The organism is Spirabiliibacterium falconis (genome assembly GCF_014885015.1).
In the GTDB taxonomy this organism is placed as follows: domain Bacteria; phylum Pseudomonadota; class Gammaproteobacteria; order Enterobacterales; family Pasteurellaceae; genus Spirabiliibacterium; species Spirabiliibacterium falconis.
This window is the reverse complement of record NZ_JABMIJ010000004.1, coordinates 189,590-212,284: the sequence shown is the minus strand read 5'-3', so window position 1 is coordinate 212,284 and position 22,695 is coordinate 189,590. Positions and strand designations below refer to the sequence as shown.

Annotated in this window: 22 protein-coding genes; 17 read left to right on the top strand and 5 right to left on the bottom strand. The window is 44.1% G+C overall.

Annotated elements, in window-relative coordinates; all coding sequences use genetic code 11:
- Nucleotides 1–3 precede the first annotated feature (3 nt).
- From HPC40_RS02040 to HPC40_RS02030, 3 genes are read right to left on the bottom strand one after another with little or no spacing between them, the layout of a single operon-like run.
- Nucleotides 4–612, bottom strand: coding sequence for a D-sedoheptulose-7-phosphate isomerase (locus HPC40_RS02040; RefSeq protein WP_208117818.1), 609 nt, complete (start codon nucleotides 610–612; stop codon nucleotides 4–6).
- A complete protein-coding gene (locus HPC40_RS02035; protein WP_208117817.1) occupies nucleotides 609–974 on the bottom strand; it encodes a YraN family protein in 366 nt (121 codons plus the stop codon). The genes HPC40_RS02040 and HPC40_RS02035 overlap by 4 nt, the downstream gene beginning before the upstream one ends.
- Entirely contained in the window at nucleotides 974–2,725 is a 1,752-nt protein-coding gene (locus HPC40_RS02030) for a penicillin-binding protein activator (protein WP_208117816.1), read from the bottom strand. Before HPC40_RS02030 ends, HPC40_RS02035 begins: the two co-directional genes overlap by 1 nt.
- Nucleotides 2,726–2,803: 78 nt before the next feature.
- Here HPC40_RS02030 and rsmI point away from each other — a divergent pair, with 78 nt between their 5' ends.
- Nucleotides 2,804–3,652: a 16S rRNA (cytidine(1402)-2'-O)-methyltransferase gene (gene rsmI / locus HPC40_RS02025; RefSeq protein ID WP_208117815.1), complete on the top strand. Its 849-nt coding sequence runs from the start codon at nucleotides 2,804–2,806 to the stop codon at nucleotides 3,650–3,652.
- A 26-nt stretch (nucleotides 3,653–3,678) separates the two neighbouring features.
- On the opposite strand, the gene HPC40_RS02020 is transcribed toward rsmI, so the two are convergent.
- A complete protein-coding gene (locus HPC40_RS02020; protein WP_208117814.1) occupies nucleotides 3,679–5,028 on the bottom strand; it encodes a GntP family permease in 1,350 nt (449 codons plus the stop codon).
- Between the two features lie 185 nt (nucleotides 5,029–5,213).
- On the opposite strand from HPC40_RS02020, the gene murQ reads away from it, so the two are divergent.
- The 12 genes from murQ (at nucleotide 5,214) to secF (ending at nucleotide 18,771) form a co-directional block, all read left to right on the top strand.
- Nucleotides 5,214–6,122 (top strand): N-acetylmuramic acid 6-phosphate etherase, encoded by a 909-nt coding sequence (murQ, locus tag HPC40_RS02015; protein ID WP_208117813.1) that lies wholly within the window; start codon nucleotides 5,214–5,216, stop codon nucleotides 6,120–6,122.
- 10 nt (nucleotides 6,123–6,132) lie between these two features.
- Nucleotides 6,133–7,554: a PTS N-acetylmuramic acid transporter subunit IIBC gene (gene murP / locus HPC40_RS02010; protein WP_208117812.1), complete on the top strand. Its 1,422-nt coding sequence runs from the start codon at nucleotides 6,133–6,135 to the stop codon at nucleotides 7,552–7,554.
- A gap of 112 nt (nucleotides 7,555–7,666) precedes the next feature.
- Nucleotides 7,667–8,185: a prepilin-type N-terminal cleavage/methylation domain-containing protein gene (locus tag HPC40_RS02005; RefSeq protein WP_208117811.1), complete on the top strand. Its 519-nt coding sequence runs from the start codon at nucleotides 7,667–7,669 to the stop codon at nucleotides 8,183–8,185.
- Nucleotides 8,175–8,906 carry a hypothetical protein gene (locus HPC40_RS02000; protein WP_208117810.1) on the top strand — a complete coding sequence of 244 codons (732 nt, stop codon included), beginning with the start codon at nucleotides 8,175–8,177 and terminating at the stop codon, nucleotides 8,904–8,906. Before HPC40_RS02005 ends, HPC40_RS02000 begins: the two co-directional genes overlap by 11 nt.
- On the top strand, nucleotides 8,903–9,565 hold the full coding sequence (locus tag HPC40_RS01995; RefSeq protein ID WP_208117809.1) for a DUF2572 family protein: 663 nt from the start codon (nucleotides 8,903–8,905) through the stop codon (nucleotides 9,563–9,565). Before HPC40_RS02000 ends, HPC40_RS01995 begins: the two co-directional genes overlap by 4 nt.
- Nucleotides 9,546–9,848 (top strand): DUF5374 domain-containing protein, encoded by a 303-nt coding sequence (locus HPC40_RS01990; RefSeq protein WP_208117808.1) that lies wholly within the window; start codon nucleotides 9,546–9,548, stop codon nucleotides 9,846–9,848. The genes HPC40_RS01995 and HPC40_RS01990 overlap by 20 nt, the downstream gene beginning before the upstream one ends.
- Nucleotides 9,849–9,904: 56 nt before the next feature.
- Complete coding sequence (gene recC / locus HPC40_RS01985; RefSeq protein WP_208117807.1) at nucleotides 9,905–13,150, top strand: exodeoxyribonuclease V subunit gamma; 3,246 nt, start codon at nucleotides 9,905–9,907, stop codon at nucleotides 13,148–13,150.
- 71 nt (nucleotides 13,151–13,221) lie between these two features.
- Nucleotides 13,222–14,304 carry a tRNA preQ1(34) S-adenosylmethionine ribosyltransferase-isomerase QueA gene (queA, locus tag HPC40_RS01980; protein WP_208117806.1) on the top strand — a complete coding sequence of 361 codons (1,083 nt, stop codon included), beginning with the start codon at nucleotides 13,222–13,224 and terminating at the stop codon, nucleotides 14,302–14,304.
- Nucleotides 14,305–14,348: 44 nt separating this feature from the next.
- Nucleotides 14,349–15,494, top strand: a complete 1,146-nt coding sequence (tgt, locus tag HPC40_RS01975) for a tRNA guanosine(34) transglycosylase Tgt (RefSeq protein WP_208117805.1) — start codon at nucleotides 14,349–14,351, stop codon at nucleotides 15,492–15,494.
- A gap of 127 nt (nucleotides 15,495–15,621) precedes the next feature.
- Nucleotides 15,622–15,921 carry a preprotein translocase subunit YajC gene (gene yajC / locus HPC40_RS01970; protein ID WP_208117804.1) on the top strand — a complete coding sequence of 100 codons (300 nt, stop codon included), beginning with the start codon at nucleotides 15,622–15,624 and terminating at the stop codon, nucleotides 15,919–15,921.
- A gap of 24 nt (nucleotides 15,922–15,945) precedes the next feature.
- Nucleotides 15,946–17,793 carry a protein translocase subunit SecD gene (gene secD, locus HPC40_RS01965; protein WP_208117803.1) on the top strand — a complete coding sequence of 616 codons (1,848 nt, stop codon included), beginning with the start codon at nucleotides 15,946–15,948 and terminating at the stop codon, nucleotides 17,791–17,793.
- Nucleotides 17,794–17,802: 9 nt separating this feature from the next.
- Nucleotides 17,803–18,771: a protein translocase subunit SecF gene (gene secF / locus HPC40_RS01960; protein WP_208117802.1), complete on the top strand. Its 969-nt coding sequence runs from the start codon at nucleotides 17,803–17,805 to the stop codon at nucleotides 18,769–18,771.
- Nucleotides 18,772–18,848: 77 nt separating this feature from the next.
- Here the strand turns inward: secF and HPC40_RS01955 are convergent, their stop codons facing one another.
- Nucleotides 18,849–19,652: an outer membrane protein assembly factor BamD gene (locus HPC40_RS01955; protein ID WP_208117801.1), complete on the bottom strand. Its 804-nt coding sequence runs from the start codon at nucleotides 19,650–19,652 to the stop codon at nucleotides 18,849–18,851.
- A gap of 166 nt (nucleotides 19,653–19,818) precedes the next feature.
- On the opposite strand from HPC40_RS01955, the gene rluD reads away from it, so the two are divergent.
- The 4 genes from rluD to HPC40_RS01935 all read left to right on the top strand — a co-directional run bounded on the left by rluD (nucleotide 19,819) and on the right by HPC40_RS01935 (nucleotide 22,645).
- Complete coding sequence (rluD, locus tag HPC40_RS01950; protein ID WP_208117800.1) at nucleotides 19,819–20,796, top strand: 23S rRNA pseudouridine(1911/1915/1917) synthase RluD; 978 nt, start codon at nucleotides 19,819–19,821, stop codon at nucleotides 20,794–20,796.
- Complete coding sequence (pgeF, locus tag HPC40_RS01945; RefSeq protein WP_208117799.1) at nucleotides 20,796–21,527, top strand: peptidoglycan editing factor PgeF; 732 nt, start codon at nucleotides 20,796–20,798, stop codon at nucleotides 21,525–21,527. The genes rluD and pgeF overlap by 1 nt, the downstream gene beginning before the upstream one ends.
- A 62-nt stretch (nucleotides 21,528–21,589) precedes the next feature.
- Nucleotides 21,590–22,249 (top strand): Bax inhibitor-1 family protein, encoded by a 660-nt coding sequence (locus HPC40_RS01940; protein WP_208117798.1) that lies wholly within the window; start codon nucleotides 21,590–21,592, stop codon nucleotides 22,247–22,249.
- 84 nt (nucleotides 22,250–22,333) lie between these two features.
- A complete protein-coding gene (locus HPC40_RS01935) occupies nucleotides 22,334–22,645 on the top strand; it encodes a TusE/DsrC/DsvC family sulfur relay protein (protein ID WP_235972267.1) in 312 nt (103 codons plus the stop codon).
- Nucleotides 22,646–22,695: the final 50 nt, after the last annotated feature.

Here is a 22,695-nt window from a genome sequence, read left to right as displayed (position 1 = left end):
ATATTAATGGGAAAATAGCTGGTGTTCAATTAATTCACACAGAATATTGATAACTAAAAGATGATTTTCCAAAATGCGCGCTTCTTTTTGCGCAGGTATTGCTAAATCGAGATCATACTCACCCAGTGCACCGTGAAGATGATCATTTTGCCGTCCAGTGAGGGCAATAATAGGAATTTCACGGCTATTGGCAGTGTGGATTAAATTTAATATGCTCTCATCGATGCTAAAAGGGGCGAGGATAACCAACATATCACCCGTTTGAGCAAGGCTTTCAAGTTGGCGTGTAAATAGTTGAGCAGGGTTATGATCAGCAAAAATTGCAGAGCCAACCGCACCGTCTAACCCTAACAAAACTGCAGGCAAGCTAGGGCGTTCGAGATGATAACGATGTAATAAGTTCGCCACTAAAAATTGCCCATTTGCGTAGGCGCGTCCTTGTCCACAGACCATAATTTTATTGCCTGACAATAGGCAAGTTACCATTTTCTGGGCCGCAGAAACTAACGATACTGACAACTCTTGGTCAGTCGCAATTTGAATTTGAATACTTTCGTTAAAGATACTTTTGACTTTCTCAAGTAATGGCGTTGCAGTTATATCAGCATTCATGAATTAAACTCAATAAAGTGAGGAAACCATGTCGGAGTAACTTGGTTTGCATCAAAGGTGACTAAATCAAAGCGGCAAAGTGCGGTTTCTAAGCTCTGATTTTGTTCAAGTAACCACATTTCAGCGGCGTGAATCCAACGTGCTTGCTTACTGCTTGAAACGCTTTCTAATGCACTGCCAAAGCGACTGTTGTTACGTAACCGCACTTCAACAAACACGATCGTTTGACCTGCTTGCATCACTAAATCTAGCTCACCGCCCTTAAAAGTGCGGTTGGCTTCAATAAAGCGCAAGCCTTGTCGCTCAAGAAAGCGGCGTGCGAGTTGTTCGTACGCCGCACCAGTTGCACGGGAATTACGCATTAATTTAAGGCGCGAATTTGACCGCCGCGGTATTCCAACCAGCTCATATCTCGGTCAATGGTACAGCCATTACCAGCGCTCAATTTTCCTGTTAAGCCGTTAATGCTAAAGCCTGGAACTTGGCGTAATTCATTGAATTTGTTGATTAATAACCACGCATCAGCCCCCATTGCATAAAGGCGCATCATGGTGTAGTCGCCACCAGTTAAGCTGTTAGCTTGTGCATATTGACTGGAATGCGCATCACTTAAAAATGGAATTTCACTAAATTTCAAGCCGTCCATCGTGAGGCGATAGTCAGCTCCATTATTAGGGCTATTACTACGTGAGCTCGCGTAAAGTGGTAAATTCGTGTTGTAGCCAGCATTATTAATTGCGTTTTTAATATCGAGTAATTCTTGGCTATTCGCAACGATATACACCGCAGGTTGCTCACCATTTACACTATTGGCAAGCCCACTTTGCAGCGCAGATAAAATATCCGCCGAGGTGTTATAAAATTGTGTTTGAGCATCCAAGCCTGAAAGCTGTTGCCAGCGTAGGTTAAAGGCTGCCGCCGTGCGTTGCCCTAGATCATTTTGTGGCACGACTAAGAGCGGTGCGCGAATATTATCCGACCACATTTTATTGGCAGCCGAGCGTGCTTCTGCCTCAGGGGAAAGCCCGTAATAACAAATGTTGACAGCAGGGCGATTGTTTGCGGTACTGTTTAACGCTAACACTTGTAAACCAGCGGTGTTGGCACTGAGCATGCCGTCCACATTCGGCTTGAGTAATGGTCCAACTACGGCTTCAACACCGTTGAGTTTGGCTTGTTCAATTAAGTCGGATACAGGCGTACCAGAGGCGGTATCAAGCGTAGTAACACTCACCGCACTTTCTGCCCCTTTAGCATCATTAAATCCTTTCAAAATAATATCGCCAAAGGCTTGACCATTTCCACTTAATGGTAAAAGTAACGCCACATGATTGAGTGCAACGTGTTGGTAGTTTAATGCGTTTTGTAGCTCAGACGGCAACATATAAGCTGCACTGTGATTTGCGTATTGTGCTCGCCAATTTTCGACCGCACTTTTCATATTCTCAGGCTGAGAAATATGGCTGTTGTAAGTGTTGATTAACGCCAGCCAACCAGCAAGTGCGGTTTCACCAGCTTGTGGCTGAGTTGCATTAAGTTTGCCCGCATTAGCGGATCGCAATAATTGCCAGATTTGATTAATATTTTGTTGTTTTCGCTCGCTATCCGTGATTAAGCTGTCAGCATGAATTAATGCACGCGCGGCATCGATCGTATGATGTTGATTACGTTCAATACGAGCTTGAATTTGCCAGTAACGTGCTTTTTGCGAGGCACTCAATTTGTCTAATGGCAACGCTTTTAGCATTTGGCTAGCGTTGCTATTTTTCTTTTTAATCGCAGCAATGTGCGCACTGACTAAGTTTTTATCCAATAATTGCTCTTCGCTTAAATCTTTATCATTTATTTCATTTAATAACACTTCCGCTTGACGCACTTTATTTTCACTTAATAACACACGAGCGGCGAGCAATTGGAAATTTTGCTTTTCGACCACATCTTGTGCTTGTTCGGCACGGTTAAGATAAAATTCTGAATTGCCATTGGCATCGTGTAATAAAATGGCAGATGGATTATTAAATAGCGATGTGCCACATGCAGATAGCAATAATGCCATCGCCGTCGTGGCAACAAAATGTTTAATTTTATTGCGATGAGTAAAATTAGTCGGCATAGTAGCTCCAAATTGGTTAGAATAGCTTGCATGATCTTACTTATCTCACGCATGAAAATCAATCAAAGAGCGTAAATTATGGCGATTGAATCTGGAAATTTATATATTGTGGCAACCCCGATCGGGAATTTGCAAGACATTAGCGCACGTGCACTAGAAACCTTAAGTGCGGTTGATCTCATTGCAGCGGAAGATACACGCCACAGTGCAGGGCTGTTAAACCACTTCGGCATTAAAAAACCGCTCTTTGCCCTACACGATCATAATGAACGCGAAAAAATGGCACAGTTATTAGCACGTTTAAAACGGGGCGAAAATATTGCCCTCATTTCGGATGCAGGGACACCGCTGATCAGTGACCCAGGCTTTCATCTCGTGCGTTTTTGTCGCCAAGCTGGCATTCGAATTGTGCCTATACCGGGTGCCTGCGCATTGATAACCGCACTTTGTGCGGCGGGAATTGCTTCAGATCGCTTCTGTTTTGAAGGTTTTTTACCTGCTAAAGCGAAAGCCCGTTGTGATAAGCTCAACGCATTGCGTGACGAGGCGCGAACGCTGATTTTTTATGAATCCACACATCGCATAGCAGATACTTTGGCGGATATGTGCGCCATTTTTGGCGAGGATCGCTATGTGGTCCTTGCTCGTGAGTTGACCAAAACGTGGGAGACAATTTATGGCGATCACATAAAGGCGTTATGTGAATGGGTCAATGCGGATGCCAATCGAAGTAAGGGGGAAATGGTCGTGATTGTAGAAGGTAAAAGTGCGGTTGAGCAAGACGAGTTACCGACGCAAGCGATCCACGCTCTCACACTACTCAGCCGTGAACTGCCCCTCAAAAAAGCTGCCGCTATCGCCGCTGAACTCTTCGACGTGAAAAAAAATGCACTCTACCAATATGGCATTGTGCATTTGAAAGGTTGAAAGTGCGGTTGACCGCACTTTCTGTGCTATAGCAATAAAAACGCTAGCACTGCCACGATGGCAATGGTGACTAAGCCTTGCACCAGTGTCGCGATAGTGTGAGATTTATAAGCGGTTGCTACATCCATTTCACTAAATTCTGCGACCACCCAGAAAAAGCTATCGTTGGCGTGTGATACGGTCATGGCACCTGCCCCTATTGCCATTATCGTGAGAATGGAGCCAACAGTGCTGTCAAGCCCTAATGGTTGTAGCAATGGATAGATAATGGTTGAGGTAACAACAAGTGCGGTGGTGCTTGAGCCTTGTGCCGTTTTGAGTGCTGCGGCAATAATAAAGGGAACAAAAATACCTAAACTCATAGATTGCAATGTTGTGCCGAGATAATCTCCAATACCACTGGCTTTCAATACGCTGCCAAGTGCACCACCTGCGGCGGTGATGATCAAAATGCTACCCGCATCTTTCACGCCTTTGCCAATCCATTCATTGAGTGTTTCTTGATTCCAAGCAGGGAGTAGGCGAAGGGCAAAGAATAGTCCGACTAAAAGTGCGGTTGCAGGTTGCCCTAAGAAATAAATGGTGGTGAGTACGATATGTTCGCTGTCGCCTAACACCAGTTTGAAGATCGATGCCAGAGCAATTAATGCAATGGGTACGATGATTGGCAAAAAGGCATTTAATGTTGAGGGTAATGTGCCATATTGCGTGCGTACATCGTCGTGTTCACGCAATTGAATCGTTTTATCTTCGCCTGATACGACACGTTTGCCAACCCATTGTGCGTAAGCAAAACCCGCAAGTGCGGTAAAAATAGAGATACCAAGCCCGAATAAAATCACAAGCCCTAAATTATCCACATGCAGATTGCCCGCTGCAGCGATAGGACCAGGCGTTGGTGGCACGAGGGTGTGTGTGGCGTAAAGTCCCGTTGCAAGTGCGACGGTGAGCGTAACGGCTGATTTTCCTGTCTGTTTTGCCAGCGATTTTTTCAATGCGGATAAAATGACAAAACCTGAATCACAAAATACAGGAATAGAGACAATATAGCCGATAATGGTCATTGCTAAGGCTGGGCGTTGACGACCAACTGTACGCAAAACAAAGTCTGCCATGGCAATCGCAGCCCCCGTTTTTTCTAAAATCGTACCAATGATTGTCCCCAACACGATCACAATGCCAATATAGGCTAAAATTCCACCAAAACCTGACGTGATGGTTTTTACGGTATCGTTAAGGGGAATGCCTGATCCTAGTGCAATGCCATAAGCGGCAATTAACAATGCGATAAATGGATGTAGCTTAAATTTTGCCGTGGAAACCACAATAAATGCAATGCCAAAGAGTAATAGAATAACCAAACCTAAACCACTCATACGCCCTCCTTTTGATGATTTTACAGTCTATTAACATACTGGCTTTATCTGTGTTTGAATAGCGTTAATGCATAAAATTGCGAATAAGATCAAATAATTTAAATGTAAGCTAGCTCACAAAATAGTATTTTTTCGCTAGAAATTTTCTTTCATTGTGCCACAGTAAAGAAAAAGGAGGGGGTACGGTGGAAAATATTCGACAACTAACGACGGAAGGTCGGTTGGCTAAATCCCGAGAGATAGACACATTAACTAGCCTTGAGATCGTCAACATGATCAATGATGAAGATCAAACCGTCGCCATGGCGGTGAAAAAAACACTTCCTGCAGTCGCAAGTGCGGTGGATGCTATTGTGGATGCGTTTGCTCAAGGCGGACGTTTGATTTACCTTGGCGCAGGCACATCAGGGCGGTTAGGCATTTTAGATGCGAGTGAATGTCCGCCAACGTTCGGTACAGCCCCCGAACAAGTTCAAGCCCTGATTGCGGGGGGTAAAAGTGCGGTTTTTCAGGCGGTGGAAAATGCAGAAGATGACGCTAATGCTGGGCAAGCAGATTTAGAGGCGATACATGTTAGTGCGCGCGATGTGGTTGTTGGTATCGCCGCCAGTGGTCGCACTCCTTATGTGCTAGGCGGGATTCAATACGCTAAAGAGTTCGGCTGTGTGACGGTGGGCGTGGCGTGTAACCGCACTTCGCCTTTATTGAGTATGGTTGAAATTGCTATTGCGCCGATTGTTGGCGCGGAGGTCATCAGTGGTTCATCGCGTATGAAAGCAGGCACTGCACAAAAATTGGTGTTAAATATGCTTTCAACGGGGGCGATGATTTTATCTGGTAAAGTTTATGGCAATTTAATGGTGGATGTGCAGCCGAGTAATAAAAAATTGCTTGCACGCCAAATTAACATTGTTATGCAGGCAACGGATTGTGATGAAACGCAAGCCGAGCAGGCACTCAATGCCTGTGGACGGCATTGCAAAACGGCTATTTTGATGATCTTGACCGCACTTGATGCCCAAGCGGCGAGTGCACTACTGCAAGCGCATAATGGCTTTATTAGACAAGCACTTGCGACACATTTTAAGCAATAAGGAGCACATTATGGCAGAGATAACACAAACATTTGTCGCGCAAATTGTAGCGTATTTAGGGGGAAGTGAAAATATTGTCAGTGTGGGTAATTGTATGACACGCTTGCGTGTCAAGTTGCATGATGCAAGTCGCGTCGATAACGCAGCTTTGCGCAAACTTGACGGTGTAATGGGCGTGGTTGACTTACAAGAGCAGGTGCAGATTATTCTCGGGCCAGGCAAAGCGGGCAAGGCAGCAAGTTTATGCCAGACGCTGCTTGAAAACAATGGCGCAAGCCTCACGCACATTGCTAACGAAAAAAAACAGCAGATTAAGCAGAAACACACGACCGCAGTACATCAATTTTTTACGCAATTTGCCACGATTTTTACACCATTAATTCCTGGATTTATTGGTGCAGGATTATTACTCGGGATTGCTACCGTGTTGCAACAATCTTTTGTTGCAGGAGTGGATAATCCGAATGCAATCTTGGTGGATTTCATTGCTTATTTGAAAATTTTCAGCAAAGGTTTGTTTAGTTTTTTGAGTATTATGATTGGTTATAATGCCGCTAAAGCCTTTGGTGGGACAGGAGTCAATGGCGCAATTATTGCAAGTCTCTTTATTTTGGGCTACAACCCTGAGGCGACCAAAGGGATTTACTCTGGCATGAGTGACTTTTTTGGCATGACAATCGATCCTCGGGGCAATGTTATTGGCGTATTGATTGCCGCTATCTTAGGGGCGAAGGTTGAGCAATGGGTGCGTAAGTTTATCCCTGAAAATCTGGATATGTTGCTGACCTCAACTATAACATTATTGATTATGGGCATGTTTACCTTCTTGGTCATTATGCCTGTTGGCGTGGTGTTATTTAATGGTATGTCCTATCTTTTCACCCATTTAAACGGTAACCCGATTGGAAGTGCGGTGCTGGCTGGGCTATTTTTGATTTCTGTGATGCTGGGTATTCATCAAGGCTTTGTGCCAGTGTATTTTGCCTTAGTGGAAACGCAAGGTTTTAATGCCTTGTTCCCTATTTTGGCAATGGCAGGTGCTGGACAAGTAGGGGCAGCTATTGCGTTGTATGTCATGGCAGACAAACAGGCACAGTTACGTAATCAGATTAAAGGTGCAATCATTCCAGGTTTTCTGGGCATAGGTGAACCATTAATTTATGGAGTAACATTGCCACGCGTGAAACCATTTATTACGGCCTGTATTGGCGGTGCGGCAGGGGGATTTGTAATTGGACTTATCGCTTATTTTGGCTTACCAATGGGACTAAATAGCGTATTTGGACCATCTGGATTATTAGCCATTCCATTGCTTACCTCAAATGATGGTGTCTTCACAGCGATTGCTATCTACCTTGCAGGCACAGCAACGGCATATATCACAGGTTTTGTTGTAACCTATCTTTTTGCCAAAGACGTAGATTTACGTTAATACGATGACTAAGGGGCGGAAATCAGCCCCTTTTTCGATCCTGATCGTAAAACCGCACTTTGACTCTTGCTAGCCGATGTCACTTTGCTACTCTTCGCCAAAAGGAGCGAGTATGGCAAAGGGATTTACCTTTTTTGAAGTCTTATTGGCGATGACATTGCTGAGTATTATTGCACTAGTTGCGGTGCCGAGTGTGCAGCACATCTCGGCGCATTATGCTTTAACCCTTGAACAGCAAGGATTGTTACAATTTCTACGCTATGGGCAAATTAAAGCCCAAAATAGTGCTCAGATTTGGTTTATTTTGATTCAGCGTCAGGCGGATAAAAAACAGTGGTGTGTCAGTATGCAGAAAAAAGATGATTATCTCTGTGATTGTTTTGCCCCAGAACAGTGCCCAGCACAGCTGCAAGCACAATTTTATTACCCCAAATTTAGTCAAACTCGCATTGTTAGTAAAAAATATTATCCAGAGGAGATTTCGCGTATTAACGGCATTCGAGATACGTTTTCATCGGCGTGTTTTGTGTTGCAGGCAGGCAAAGTGCGGTCAATTTTTTCACTGTTTAATGTGGGCAGTTTGCGGATAAAAGATAATCAATCGTTAAGTGCGTGTGTGTATGATAATTAGTGCATCACATTTTCGCCCCGCACGTGGATTTGGTTTGCTTGAAACAATGCTAACAATAGCCCTAATGGCAGTGCTTTTGATGATTATGATCCACTTTTTCAACCGCACTTTGTACTTACAACAAAGCCACAATAAACGCTTGCAACTGCAAGGTGAAATCCATCGTGTGCTGAATTTAATGGCGAAAGACATTGCCCGCAGCGGCTATGCGGCATATGAGCAGGTATTGGTTTCTAATGCAGGGTTAATGACCGATAGCCGGTCGCCTGCGGGCATTATTACAGCCGCTAATCGTGCACCTGCGAACAGTTGTTTTCTATTTTGGTATGATCTCGACCAAAGCGGCTGTGTCGGTACTCGTCACGATAATATTTGCCAAAAAGAGGGGCGAAACCGCACGTTAGAGATTCAAACAGAGCTTTTAGGTTATCGTTTAAACAGCAAAATGGTAGAAACACGCATTATGTATAAACGGGGAACCCCACAAGATTGCAAGGGGACAGCGTGCCAAATTTTTTTATCAGAGAAGGGGTGTGATACGAAAGGATGGGGGGATTTAATGGACAGCAGTGTTTACGAAATAACAACATTGCAATTTGAATGGCTTGTGAAAAATAAAGCGTTGCAAGTCATGCTGCGCGGGCGTTTTAAAGAAAAAGCCTGGCGGCATATTGACTATGAAAGTGCGGTTGTCATTACACTACAAAATCAATGGCTATGATGATACGACAAGGCAGCGCGGAGCTTGGCGTATTAGCCGTGATTTGCCTATTATTAACAACGGTATTTTTCTTTCAAGAATTCCGTTTAACGCAATTTCGGCAACACCTTGCACAACAACAGGGCTATTTCGCACTAGATTATACATTGAACACTCAAGATCGCCGCACACTTGAAACACAATGTGCCACATCGCCAGTGGCGGTTAAACCGCACTTTAAGCTAAGCTGGCAAGCTGACAACGCCTACGCGACTTTGAGGCAATCGGTAGTTTGTGTGTATCTGCCTTATTTGGATTTGACTACACTCAAACAAGCACACTTGACCACATTAGAAACCTTGATACCGAAGCGGCATTGGCAACAACTCGGTGAAAAATTTATGCCCAATCCCGACTCTCTAGCAAAGAAAGTCCATATTTGGTGGTTGAAAGATGGGGAGCAATGGCAAGTGGATGAGGATATTTACGGCGTGGTGTTTGCACAAGCTAATAGCCGTATTAGTGGGACTGGCAAAGTGCATGGTGTGGTCATTTCACAGGGGAAAATATCTGTTGACGTAGCTGTAGAATTGAATCCTTCTGTAGTTAAACACGCCCTTGATGCAAACGGATTTTGGCAGATTCAAGCAGAAAGTTGGCATGATTTTAGTGCGTTATAAACACGGCAGCAGTATTTTTAGTGTGTTGCTCGCTATCGTACTGTTTTCGGGCATCATACTGAGCATTAGCCGCTGGCAACAGGCGCAAAATAGACAAAGTGCGGTTATTTTTCAACGCCAACAAGCACTGTTAATTGCGCATAATCAAGGTGTGCGAACGCAGCTTGGTTTGGGGTGTTTAGGAAAGCAACAACGCAATGGAATCACATTTCAGATCCGTTGCACGCAAGGTAAAATTGAAGTGGTGTATCCGTTGGGGCAAGTGGCATTAACGGCGAACTAATCAGTTGCATAGCGTGTTATATTCGCTCACAATAGAGCAAAGCTAAGGAGCGAAGCGTGTTATATCTCTATTTTTCCAATGATCTGAATTGCCATAAAGATAAACTTCTGTCGATTTTGCGTCAGCCACTTGGGGGTGTTTTTCAAAGTGAACGTATTTTGGTGCAAAGCCAAGGTATGGCGCAGTGGCTGAAATTAAATATTGCGCAGGCACAAGGTATCTCAGCGAATGTGAGTTTCCCTCTGCCAGCCAGTTTTATTTGGAATCAATATCACCGTGCCTTGGATAATATTCCTGAGCATAACGCATTCACACGTGATGCAATGTTGTGGCATATCATGGCGTTATTACCTGATTTGCTCGGAAAACCCGAGTTTGCTCAGCTTAAACATTATTTGGAACAGGATGACAATGACCAAAAACGCTTCCAGTTGTGCAACACCTTAGCAGGGCTGTTTGACCAATATTTGGTTTATCGTATGGATTGGATTGAGGCGTGGGAGAGTGGTCATGAGGATGTTGTTTTCGAACAATTGCATCAAGGATTGCGTGCACAGGGAATTGAAAACGCGTCATTATTGGCTGAAATTAGACGTGCGGTACAGGCACAAGGCACGTTGTGGCGTACATTATTTAAACGCATTCAACAAGGTAATAACGGCAATGCGTGGCATCGTGCGGCCTTGCATAAACAGTATTTAATCCAACTGCAACAAGGGAAAGTGCGGTATTTTCCACCACGATTATTTGTGTTTGGCATTGCGGCACTGCCTGAGAGTTTTTGGCAAATGCTACAAGCGATTGCTGAGCATTGCGATGTGCATGTGTTTTATAATAATCCCTGTCAGCATTTTTGGGGCGATATTATTGATGAAGCGCACTTTTCTCGCATACAACTGCGTGAAACACGCAATATGGAAGCAAAAAGTGCGGTGCAGTATTTTGATATAGGTAATCCGTTGCTGGCAAGTTGGGGCAAAATGGGGCGTGATTTTTTCAATTTACTGAGCGAGCATCCGAATAGTGATGATCTGGGGTATCTTGAACACAGTAAAACCACCTTGCTAGGGCAAATTCAAAATGCGATTTTGCACCTTGAGCAAACACCCAAGTTTACTGTCGGTGATGATAGTGTCATTATTAATTCGTGCCACAGCCCAATGCGTGAAGTGGAGGTGCTACAACAGCAATTATTGCGTTATTTTGAGCAAGACAGCAGTCTCACACCTAAGGACATTGTGGTGATGTTGCCAGATGTGGAGCAGTATGTGCCTTATATTCATGCAGTGTTTTCGCGTTATGAAAAAGAGGACGAACGCTATATTCCTTATGCGATTGCTGACCGCACTTTAAGTCATAGCGATCATATCGTTGCCACATTTTTAAATATATTACGGCTAAATGATAGCCAATTTAGTGCTGAGCAAGTGCTTGCACTGCTTGATGTGAGTGCTGTGCGAGAACGTTTTGGTATTAGTGAAAATGAACTTGCGCAGCTTCGTCAATGGGTGATTGCCGTTGATATTCGCTATGGACTGGATGATCAATCTAACCAAGGCGTGGAGAAAAATTGGAATGCGTGGCAAAGCGGGCTTAATCGAATGTTGCTTGGCAGCACGATGCGCCCTGAGGATGGCGCATGGCTTGATATTATGCCGTTTGGGTTAAGTTATGGTTTACACGCGCAACTTTGTGGGAAATTAGGCGAGTTTTTAGATACACTGAGCCAATGGTTGGCAAGATTAAATGAACGCTATAGTTTAGCGCAATGGCAGGCACAATTAATGGCACTATTAGATGATTTTTTTGTGCAAAATGCGCAAACACAGCCAACATTGCATTGGATTTATAAACAACTTGATGAGGTGTTCGCACAAATTCAACACAGTCACTGCCAACAGGCAATTAGTGCCACTGTGATGGCAGATTATTTACAAGAAAAACTTGATGAGCGAGATCTCGCATTTAATTTCTTAACGGGCAAGCTCAATTTTTGTACGTTACTGCCCATGCGAGCGATTCCATTTAAAGTTGTGGCATTATTGGGCATGAATGAGGGGCAATATCCACGTGTAAGCACGCCAACCAGTTTTGATTTAATGCAATATGCAACACGTGCTGGGGATCGCGTACGGCGTGATGATGATCGTTATCTCTTTTTAGAAGCATTGCTTTCAGCACAGCAACACATGTATTTAAGTTATGTTGGGCGTTCGATGATCAAACATGAGCTGCGTCAACCCTCAGTGCTGATTAGCCAATTAATCGATTATATTGTGGAATGTGCTGATGACGATCGGGTCTCAGCAGAAAGCCTTATTTGTGAGCAACCGATGACGGCGTTTAGTATGCGAAATTTCCAAGGCGAAAAACGTTCGTATGCCAAGGAATGGTTACTTACAGGTGAGGTGCAACTGCGTGATTTTATTCAGCCATTGCCGAATTGTATTGAGCAAGAAAATCAACGTGTTAGCCTTGATCAGTTAATCAAATTTATTACCGATCCAGTAACATTTTTCTTTGAGCAACAATTAGGGGTGTACTGGGCTGATCGATCGCAACAATTCCTTGATAGTGAAAATTTTACATTAGATTCTCTTGGGCAATTTCATGTGAGCGATACCTTACTTGAGCATCCCTATAATGAATGGCAAAGTGCGGTTGAGCATATCAGGTTGCAAGGCAAACTGCCGCGCGCGCATTTTGCGCAGTTAGTTGCCCAAGAACAAATGGCAAAAACCGAGCCGCTGGCTCAGCAGATCGCACCTTATCTACCCCAAACGCCAAGTCAGCATGTTTTCACATTAGACAGCGACGGCTGGCAGTTAGACGGCGTGGTGGGGCATCTTTATGCACAACAATATGTCAACTGGCGTGCAGGCAAATTACGCAGTAAAGATTATATTACTGTTTGGTTGCACCACTTGGCATTGTGTACACAAAGTGCGGTCAGTCAGCCATCATGTTTCTGGGCAATCAATGATAAACTGGAATTTGCACTGCTTGAGCCTACGCAGGCGAAACATCAGCTTCAGGTTTATCTTCATGCCTACCAACAGGCATTAAAGCAGATTATACCTATGCCAAGTGAAGCATTGGTGAGTCATTTTATGACGGTTAAAAACTTGCCAGAAACACCTGAGGAGATAGAGGACGTCATGACAAAGGTATTGACACAACAAGGTGAAAATCGGTATTGGGCACGCTTATTTTCTCAGCAATGTATCACCGTAGACGAAAAAACCGCACTTTATACGCTGGCGCAGAATTGGTTTGCTTTACTGGTGGCAAGCCAACGATAAAAGTGCGGTTTCGCTTGCTTAAGACAATCGGGCAGATTAAACTGTGGGGCTGATTTCAATAAGGTGAAAAAATGCGAGTTTCTGATTTTGATTTTTCATTACCCGATGACCTGATTGCACGCTATCCAAAGCCCGAGCGTACGAGTAGTCGGTTGATGTGTTTAAATGGCATAACAGGTGCCGTGCAACACCGCCATTTTGCTGATGTGCTAGATGAAATTAACACCGGCGATTTGCTAGTGTTTAACAATACACGCGTGATCCCTGCACGGCTTTATGGGCGTAAAGAAAGTGGCGGTAAGATTGAAATATTACTGGAGCGATTGCTTTCGCCAACGCAATGTTTAGCCCATGTGCGAGCGTCTAAATCGCCGAAAGAAGGCACAACATTGATTGTTGGGGAAGACAAATTAGGGCAGAGCAATGGCATTGCTTTACGGATGATCGGGCGAGAGGGGGCGTTATTTATGCTCGAAAGTGATGCCCCGTTATTGGAGATTTTACAGCAGGCTGGGCATATCCCATTGCCGCCGTATATTGATCGCCCTGATGAGGCGTTGGATCAAGAACGCTATCAAACCGTTTATAATAAAGTGCCAGGGGCCGTAGCTGCGCCAACAGCAGGCTTACATTTTGATGACGCCTTGTTAGAAAAATTGCGGGAAAAAGGCGTGAATATGGCATTTGTTACGTTGCATGTAGGGGCTGGAACATTTCAGCCTGTGCGTGTGGAAAATATTGAAGATCATCATATGCACGCCGAATATGTAGAAGTGTCACAATGTGCGGTTGACGCTATTCTTGCAACGAAAGCTGCAGGCAAACGTGTTATTGCCGTCGGTACAACCTCGGTGCGTTCCATTGAAAGTGCCGCACGTGCGGCGAAAGAGTGTGGTTCAACGCAACTGCTCGAGCCGTTTTTTTCAGATACGGCTATTTTTCTTTACCCAGGAAAGCCATTTTATGTAACCGATGCGTTGATTACGAATTTCCACTTGCCGCAATCGACCTTAGTAATGTTGGTCAGTGCGTTTGCGGGCTTTCGCCACACGATGGCAGCATACCAAAGTGCGGTTCGTGAACGGTATCGCTTTTTTAGTTATGGTGATGCGATGTTCATTACCAAAAATCCAGATGTTCGTGGGCTAGAATAACTGGCTCACATTGTCTTTCGAACTGTTTATTCGTTGGAGTCAAAATGAAATACACATTAGATAAAACAGACGGGCGGGCGCGCCGTGGACGTTTAACGTTTTCCCGCCCGCATGGGGAATATACGGTGGAAACCCCCGCATTTATGCCCGTGGGCACCTATGGTACCGTTAAAGGAATGACCCCCGAAGAGGTTGCAGCTACAGGTGCACAGATTTTACTTGGCAATACGTTCCATCTATGGTTGCGTCCAGGGCAAGAAATCATGCGCAAGCATGGCGATTTACACGATTTTATGCAATGGCATGGGCCGATTTTAACCGATTCTGGTGGGTTTCAAGTATTTAGCTTAGCAGATATCCGCAATATCAAAGAAGATGGCGTGCATTTTCGTCATCCAATTAATGGCGACAAAATTTTCTTATCGCCTGAAAAATCAATGGAAATCCAATATGATCTCGGCTCAGACATCGTGATGATTTTTGATGAGTGTACGCCTTATCCTGCCGATTTTGACTACGCAAAAACCTCAATGGAGCTTTCATTGCGGTGGGCAAAACGTTGCCGAGAACGTTTTGATGAATTAGGTAATAAAAATGCACTCTTTGGCATTATTCAAGGTAGCATTTATGAACCATTGCGTAAAAAATCGCTTGAAGGGCTACTTGAGATAGGTTTTGATGGCTATGCCGTGGGCGGTTTGGCGGTAGGAGAACCAAAACCTGATATGCACCGTATTTTGGAATACATTTGCCCTCAAATCCCAGCCGATAAACCTCGCTATCTGATGGGGGTGGGCAAACCTGAGGATTTGGTGGAAGGGGTGCGTCGTGGTATTGATATGTTTGATTGCGTAATGCCAACGCGTAACGCACGTAATGGACACTTATTTGTGACCGACGGCGTGGTGAAAATTCGCAACGCAAAATACCGTGATGATACCACCGCACTTGATCCTGAGTGTGATTGTTATACCTGTAAAAATTATACGAAATCTTACCTGCATCATCTAGACAAGTGCGGTGAGATTTTGGGGGCAAGGCTGAATACTATCCATAATTTGCGTTATTACCAACGTCTAATGGCACAATTGCGTGCGGCTATTGAGCGCAGTGAGTTAGAGCAATTTGTGCAGGAATTCTATGCCCGAATAGGGAAGGCAGTGCCACCGTTAACGCCACTAGATGAATAATTTTTAGGCAAAAAGTGCGGTTTGACCGCACTTGATGATTTTTCCGTAAGATTTTTTCACTTTATCGTGATTTTGTGCTATTTTTAGCTATCTGACAATTTTGATTCACAAACAATAAGGACTAGTTATGGAACAACAAGCAGGCGGCGGCATTCAGATGATTTTTATTTTGGTCATCTTCGCATTGATTTTCTATTTTATGATCTATCGCCCACAAGCGAAACGTAATAAAGAGCATCGTAACTTGATGAATTCATTGGCAAAAGGCGAAGAAGTGCTCACATCAGGTGGTCTGCTTGGCAAAGTGACAAAAGTGTCTGCTGAAAATGATTATATCGTGATTGCCTTAAATGACAGCACGGAAGTCACCATCAAAAAAGATTTTGTTGTGGCAGTTTTACCAAAAGGCTCAATGAAATCACTTTAATTCAATACACACTGGAGTAACATTGTGTTAAATCGTTTTCCTTTATGGAAGAATCTAATGGTGATCATTTTGGTCGCCATTGGCGTTTTATATGCCCTTCCAAATCTTTATGGTGAAGATCCTGCGGTGCAAGTTTCAGGTACCCGCGGACATCAAGCCACTGAACAAACTTACAAAGATGTTGAAGCCATCCTCGCTCAAAATAATTTACCAGCAAAATCTGTTGCATTAAAAGAAGGCTCTGTGTTGGCAAAATTTGATAGCACAGATGATCAGCTATTGGCAAAAGACAAGCTCGCTGAGGGATTGGGCGATGGCTATTCTGTGGCACTTAACCTTGCACCCGCGACACCAAAATGGTTGACTGATATTGGTGGTAGCCCAATGAAATTGGGGCTGGATTTGCGTGGTGGCGTGCGGTTTTTAATGCAGGTAGATATGAGTTCTGCATTGGAAAAAATGGAAACCCAGCGTGAAGACAATCTACGAACTGACTTGCGTAAAGCTAAAGTGCGGTATAGCAATATTCGTGCGGCAGACGGCTACGCCACAATGATTACCCTTGCCGATGAAAATCAGGTAGGGGAAGCGAGACGTATTGTACAAAAAATTGATCCAACGTTAGAAATACACCAAGACGGTAATGTGCTAACGGTAGGGATGTCTGAAGCTGAGCTGGCTAAAGTGCGTGAACATGCGATCGAGCAAAACTTGACCATTTTACGTAAGCGGGTGGAAGAGCTTGGCGTGGCGGAGCCTGTTGTACAGCGTCAAGGGGCTGAACGCATTGTGATTGAGTTGCCGGGGGTGCAAGACACCGCGCGAGCGAAAGAAATTCTGGGCGCAACAGCAACACTAGAATTTCGCATGGTAAATCAAAGTGCGGATCTTAGTGCTGCTGCAAAAGGCCTAGTGCCATCAGATTCTGAAGTGAAATTGGATCGTAACGGTAATCCTGTGGTGCTGTATCGTCGTGTGATTTTAGGCGGCGAACATATTACGGGTGCAACATCTGGCAGTGATGGCAACACAGGGCGTCCAGAGGTTAATATCTCCCTTGATAGTGAGGGGGGAAATATGATGGCAGCAGCAACGCGTGATGCGATTGGCAAACCGATGGCGACATTGTATAGCGAATATAAAGATAGTGGTAAAGTTGATGAGAAAGGTCATCCTATCTTAGAAAAGCACGATGAAGTCATCAATATTGCGACTATTCAGGATCGCCTTGGCAATCATTTCCGAATCAGTGGCATTGATAGTCCTGCTGAAGCCTTGAATTTATCTGTCTTATTACGGGCTGGCGCATTGATTGCACCGATTCAAATCGTGGAAGAGCGCACGATTGGGCCGTCTTTAGGAAAGCAAAATATCGAGCAAGGAATGGACGCCAGCATTTGGGGATTAGCGATTGTTGTTCTTTTCATGGTCGTGGTTTATCGCAAATTTGGCTTGATTGCCGATGTTGCATTGGTACTGAATATTGTCTTATTAATCGGGGTGATGTCTTTATTACCAGGTGCGACCTTAACGATGCCAGGTATTGCTGGGATTGTATTAGCGGTTGGGATGTCGGTGGATGCTAATGTTTTGATCTTTGAGCGAATAAAAGAAGAGATCCGTAATGGGCGTACAGTGCAACAAGCGATTGATGAAGGGTATAAAGGCGCATTTTCCAGTATTTTTGATGCCAATTTAACCACAATCTTGACCGCACTTATCCTTTATGCGGTGGGGACAGGTCCTGTGAAAGGCTTTGCGATAACCTTATCACTGGGGGTCGCTATTTCGATGTTTACGGCTATCACAGGAACGCGGGCAATCGTGAATTTCCTTTATGGCGGCAAACGCATTAATAAACTATCCATTTAGGGGGCGGAAATGGTAACAGCAAAACGCAATGAAACCGAAGGTAGCGTAAAATTGGCGCGTCGGTTAATCCCATTTATGAAATTCCGCCTTATTGGCTATGTTTTTTCTGTGCTAGTTGTGGCGGTATCGCTCTTTTTTATCGTCTCCAAAGGTTTTAACTGGGGGCTTGATTTCACGGGTGGTACAGTAATTGAAACCTCATTCTCACAACCTGCAGATTTACCAAAAGTGCGGTCAACATTGGCAGATAGCGGTTTTGGTAGTGCAATTGTTCAAGCCTCAGGCGGTACGCGCGATGTGATGATCCGCCTTTCCACTGCGGAAGGGGATACTAAAATTGGCACGAAGGTGATTGATGTGCTTAAAGACCTCGATCGTGGTATCACCGTACACAGCGTGGAATACGTTGGTCCAAATGTGGGTAAAGAGCTGACAGAAGCGGCGATTTATGCGACATTAGCGACCTTAATTATGTTGCTTGCCTATGTGAGTTTTCGTTTTGAATGGCGTTTGGCAACAGGGGCGATTTTAGCACTTGCGCATGACGTGATTGTAACGCTAGGTGTGTTTGCCATGCTGCAAATTGAGATTGATTTAACCTTTGTTGCTGCAATTTTGTCGGTGATTGGTTATTCTCTAAATGATAGTATCGTGGTGTTTGACCGAGTGCGTGAGAATTTCCGTAAAATTCGCCGTACTGAAACGGAAGAGATCATTAATATTTCGTTGACACAAACATTATCAAGAACCTTAATGACCTCGTTTACGACCTTAATTGTGGTATTGGCGTTGTTTATTTTTGGTGGACCAAGTATCCATAATTTCTCACTCGCATTGTTGATTGGGATTGGATTTGGAACATATTCATCCATCTATATTGCCATTGCGCTAGCCTATGATATTGGACTCAGCCGTGAGCATATGTTACCGCCTAAAATTGAAAAAGAAGGCGCAGACAGTGAACCACTTATGCCATAGGGGAAACAAAAACCGCACGTTAATGTGCGGTTTTTTATGCTGTGTTTAAAGTGCGGTCAACACCGCACTTTTATATTTTATTGTGCGGGCGTTAGTACATTAGGGACTTGTAAATCAACATCGCGCTCAGGCACAGGGATTTTTGGAAATGTTTTATCTTTATTTTGTGCAATTACAGTTGCAATTTGTTTTGCAGGCTCTGGCAAATTCATTGCAAGATACGATTTTTCTAACAACGGCAGAGCTTGGTACATTGCCTGCGTGTCTGGATAGTGATCGACAAGCGCAAGAACACGATTTACAACCGCAACATGTGCATCACGTTTGAAATAAAAGCGGGCAACTTCCAACTCGTGGCGTGCAAGCGCATTGTGCAAGTATAAAATACGCGCTTTTGCATCGGCTGCATAACGACTATTTGGGAAATTTTGGACTAAGGTGTCGAAATTATTCAACGCATTGGTCATTGGCAGAGGATCACGCAACGCCTGATCGGCTCCAAAGGTATCTAACATAAAATGACGACCCAGTTCTGAGTTAATCAAACCCGCCACATAAAGTACAAAATCAAGGTGTTGACTTGTGCTGTGCATACGCAAAAAGCGTTCAGCGTCGGCAAGTGCTAGCGTGTATTCTCCCGCCTTGTAGTTGGCATAGATCAAACTTAACTGTGCTTGCTCAGAGTATGCACCGAATGGATAACGGCTATCCACTGCATCAAAATAACGGATCGCTTGTGAATAATTTTCGTCTTGCAAATAGGTGTTTGCTTTGGCGTAGAGTTGTTCAACACTGCCTTCTTCAACTTTTTTATCACTGCTAGAGCAGGCAGAAAGTGAAAGTGCGGTCATAAGTGCTAGGGCAATTGTGTTTAATTTCATAAATCGATCCTACATATTTTAATTAACAATTTAATGTGCCTTGATGTTGCAAAAGGTTACACAATAGCAAACTTCAGCTACAATATTGGACAACACATTGTATGATTTAGTATTGTAACGATCATTAGCAAATAAGCAAATCAGAATTAAGTGAAATAATCAAATTATGACAAAACAATTAACCTTAGCGGTAGATGTAACACCACAACAACTTGGGCTACGCCTTGATCAGGTGTTAGCGGAATTATTGCCAGATTATTCACGCTCGCGGCTGAAAACGTGGATTGAGCAAGATTTAGTGCGCGTCAACGGTGTCGTGGTCAATAAACCACGCGAAAAAATGATGGGCGATGAGCATATTGAAATTTGCGTTGAGGTGGAGGACGAAAATCGCTTTGTGGCGCAAAATATTCCATTGGATATTGTGTATGAAGATGATGATTTGATTGTGATAAACAAGCCTGCGGGTCTTGTGGTGCATCCAGGTGCAGGTAACCCTGATGGCACCGTGCTTAACGCACTGCTTTATCACTATCCGCCGATTGCGCAAGTGCCAAGGGCTGGCATTATTCATCGTTTAGACAAAGATACCACGGGGTTGATGGTGGTAGCGAAAACCATCCCAGCACAAACACGCTTGGTTAGTGCATTACAAAAGCGCAAGATTACGCGTGAGTATGAAGCCATTGCGTTTGGGATTATGACCAAAGGGGGGACGGTGGACGAGCCTATGGCACGTCATTCAACGAAACGGACACAAATGGCGGTGCACCCGATGGGTAAACCAGCGGTGACCCATTACCGTATTATGGCGCGTTTTCGTAATTACACCCGCTTGCGATTGCGTCTCGAAACAGGGCGTACGCATCAAATTCGGGTGCATATGGCGCACATAGCCCACCCTTTGTTAGGCGATCCTGTCTATGGCGGCAGACCGCGCCCACCGAAAAATGCCAGTGAGGATTTTTTGCATGTATTGCGTGGGTTTAAACGTCAAGCGTTGCATGCCGTGATGCTACGACTCGAACACCCCATAACAGGCGAAACAATGCAGTGGTTCGCCCCCTTACCCGAGGATTTTATCCAGTTGGTGGACGCATTGAAAGCGGATTATGAGCAACATAAAGATGAGTTGGATTATTGATGATTTTACAACCTGATTTTAATATCGCTGGCATTTATGCTGGCATCACGACACGGCAAGGTGGCGTTAGTCAACCACCGTTTGATAGCTTTAACCTTGCCACACATGTAGGTGATGAGCAAAGTGCGGTCGAGCAAAACCGCACTTTATTGGTGCAGCGTGCGAATTTGCCACACATGCCGACGTTTTTAAACCAAACGCACAGTATTGATGTTGTACACTTGCCCAGTATTGAGACTATTCCTAATGCTGATGCGGCTTATACAAATCAAGCAGGTATGGTGTGTGCCGTGTTAACCGCGGATTGCTTACCTGTGTTATTTGCTGCTAAAAATGCCCAAGAGGTTGCAGCCGCACATGCAGGCTGGCGTGGATTATGCAATGGCATTTTGGAAAATACTGTTGCACAATTTGTCAGCCCAGCCAGTGATATTGTTGCCTATCTTGGGCCGGCAATTGGCTCGAGTGCATTTCAAGTTGGGGAAGAGGTGCGAGAGGCGTTTATATGCGCTAATGCAGAGGCAGCGAGTGCTTTTGTTATAGATCCTAGTGCCCAAGATAAATATGTGGCAGATATTTATCAACTTGCGCGTCAACGGTTGCAAAAGTGCGGTATAACAGACATTCGAGGCGGTACATATTGCACAGTAAATGACGCACGTTTTTTCTCTTATCGTCGTGCCAAACAAACAGGGCGAATGGCGAGCTTTATTTATTTTAACCATCGATAATGATTGACATTTTTTATCATTATCGCTACCTTTAAAAGGTGATTGACTAAAGGAGAAATTGAATGCAACCACGTATCGTAACCGATGTTCGAACTCATGATTCCATTCTGGCAACCCACAAGGTGTTGCGTAATACCTATTTCTTATTGGCGTTAAGTGTCGCGTTTTCGGCATTAACGGCATATCTTTCAATGAGCATGAACTTGCCACGTCCTGGACTGATTGTGATGCTAGTTGGATTTTATGGCTTGCTCTTTTTGACTCACCGCCTTGCAAATAGTGCTTGGGGGATTTTGTCCACGTTTGCTTTTACTGGCTTTTTGGGTTATACGCTAGGGCCGATTTTAAATGTGTATATTGGTAACGGCTTAGGTGATACAGTCGTGCTAGCGTTTGCGGGCACAGCGGCGGTATTTTTCGCGTGTTCTGCTTATGTATTAACCACGAAAAAAGACATGTCATTTTTAAGTGGTATGTTGTTTTCGTTGTTTATCGTACTTGTTATTGGTGTCGTTGCTAGCCTCTTTTTCAATTTTCAAGGGCTACATCTAGCACTGAGTGCACTGTTTGTCTTGTTCTCAACAGGGGCAATTTTGTATGAAACAAGCAACATCATTCATGGTGGTGAAACAAATTATATCCGTGCCACAATTAGCATTTATGTGTCGTTGTATAATCTTTTCATCAGCCTATTGAATTTGTTATCCGCTGCGAGAGATTAAGCCGATAACAATGATTGTTAAAAACAAATTTGTTATGCCCCTATTTAGGGGCATACTTTTATCAAAAATAAAAGTGCGGTAAATATGGAGTTAGCAACAGATAAAGAGGGCTATTTGCGAGATGCCAGCCAGTGGAATGCTGAAGTGGCCCAAGTGATTGCCGAAAAAGAAGGAATTGTGCTCAATGAGGCACATTGGGAAGTCATTTATTTTGTGCGTGATTTTTATCAAGAGTATGGCACATCTCCAGCTATCCGTATGTTAGTGAAAGCAATGGCAGCTAAGTTTGGGGCAGAAAAGGGCAACAGTCGCTATTTACAGCGGTTATTTCCAGAAGGCCCTGCCAAACAAGCCAGCAAGTTGGCAGGACTTCCGAAACCTGCAAAATGTTTATAAATAATAATAATTATCATTTGCAAAATTGAGTGGTATTGGTTAAGATAACG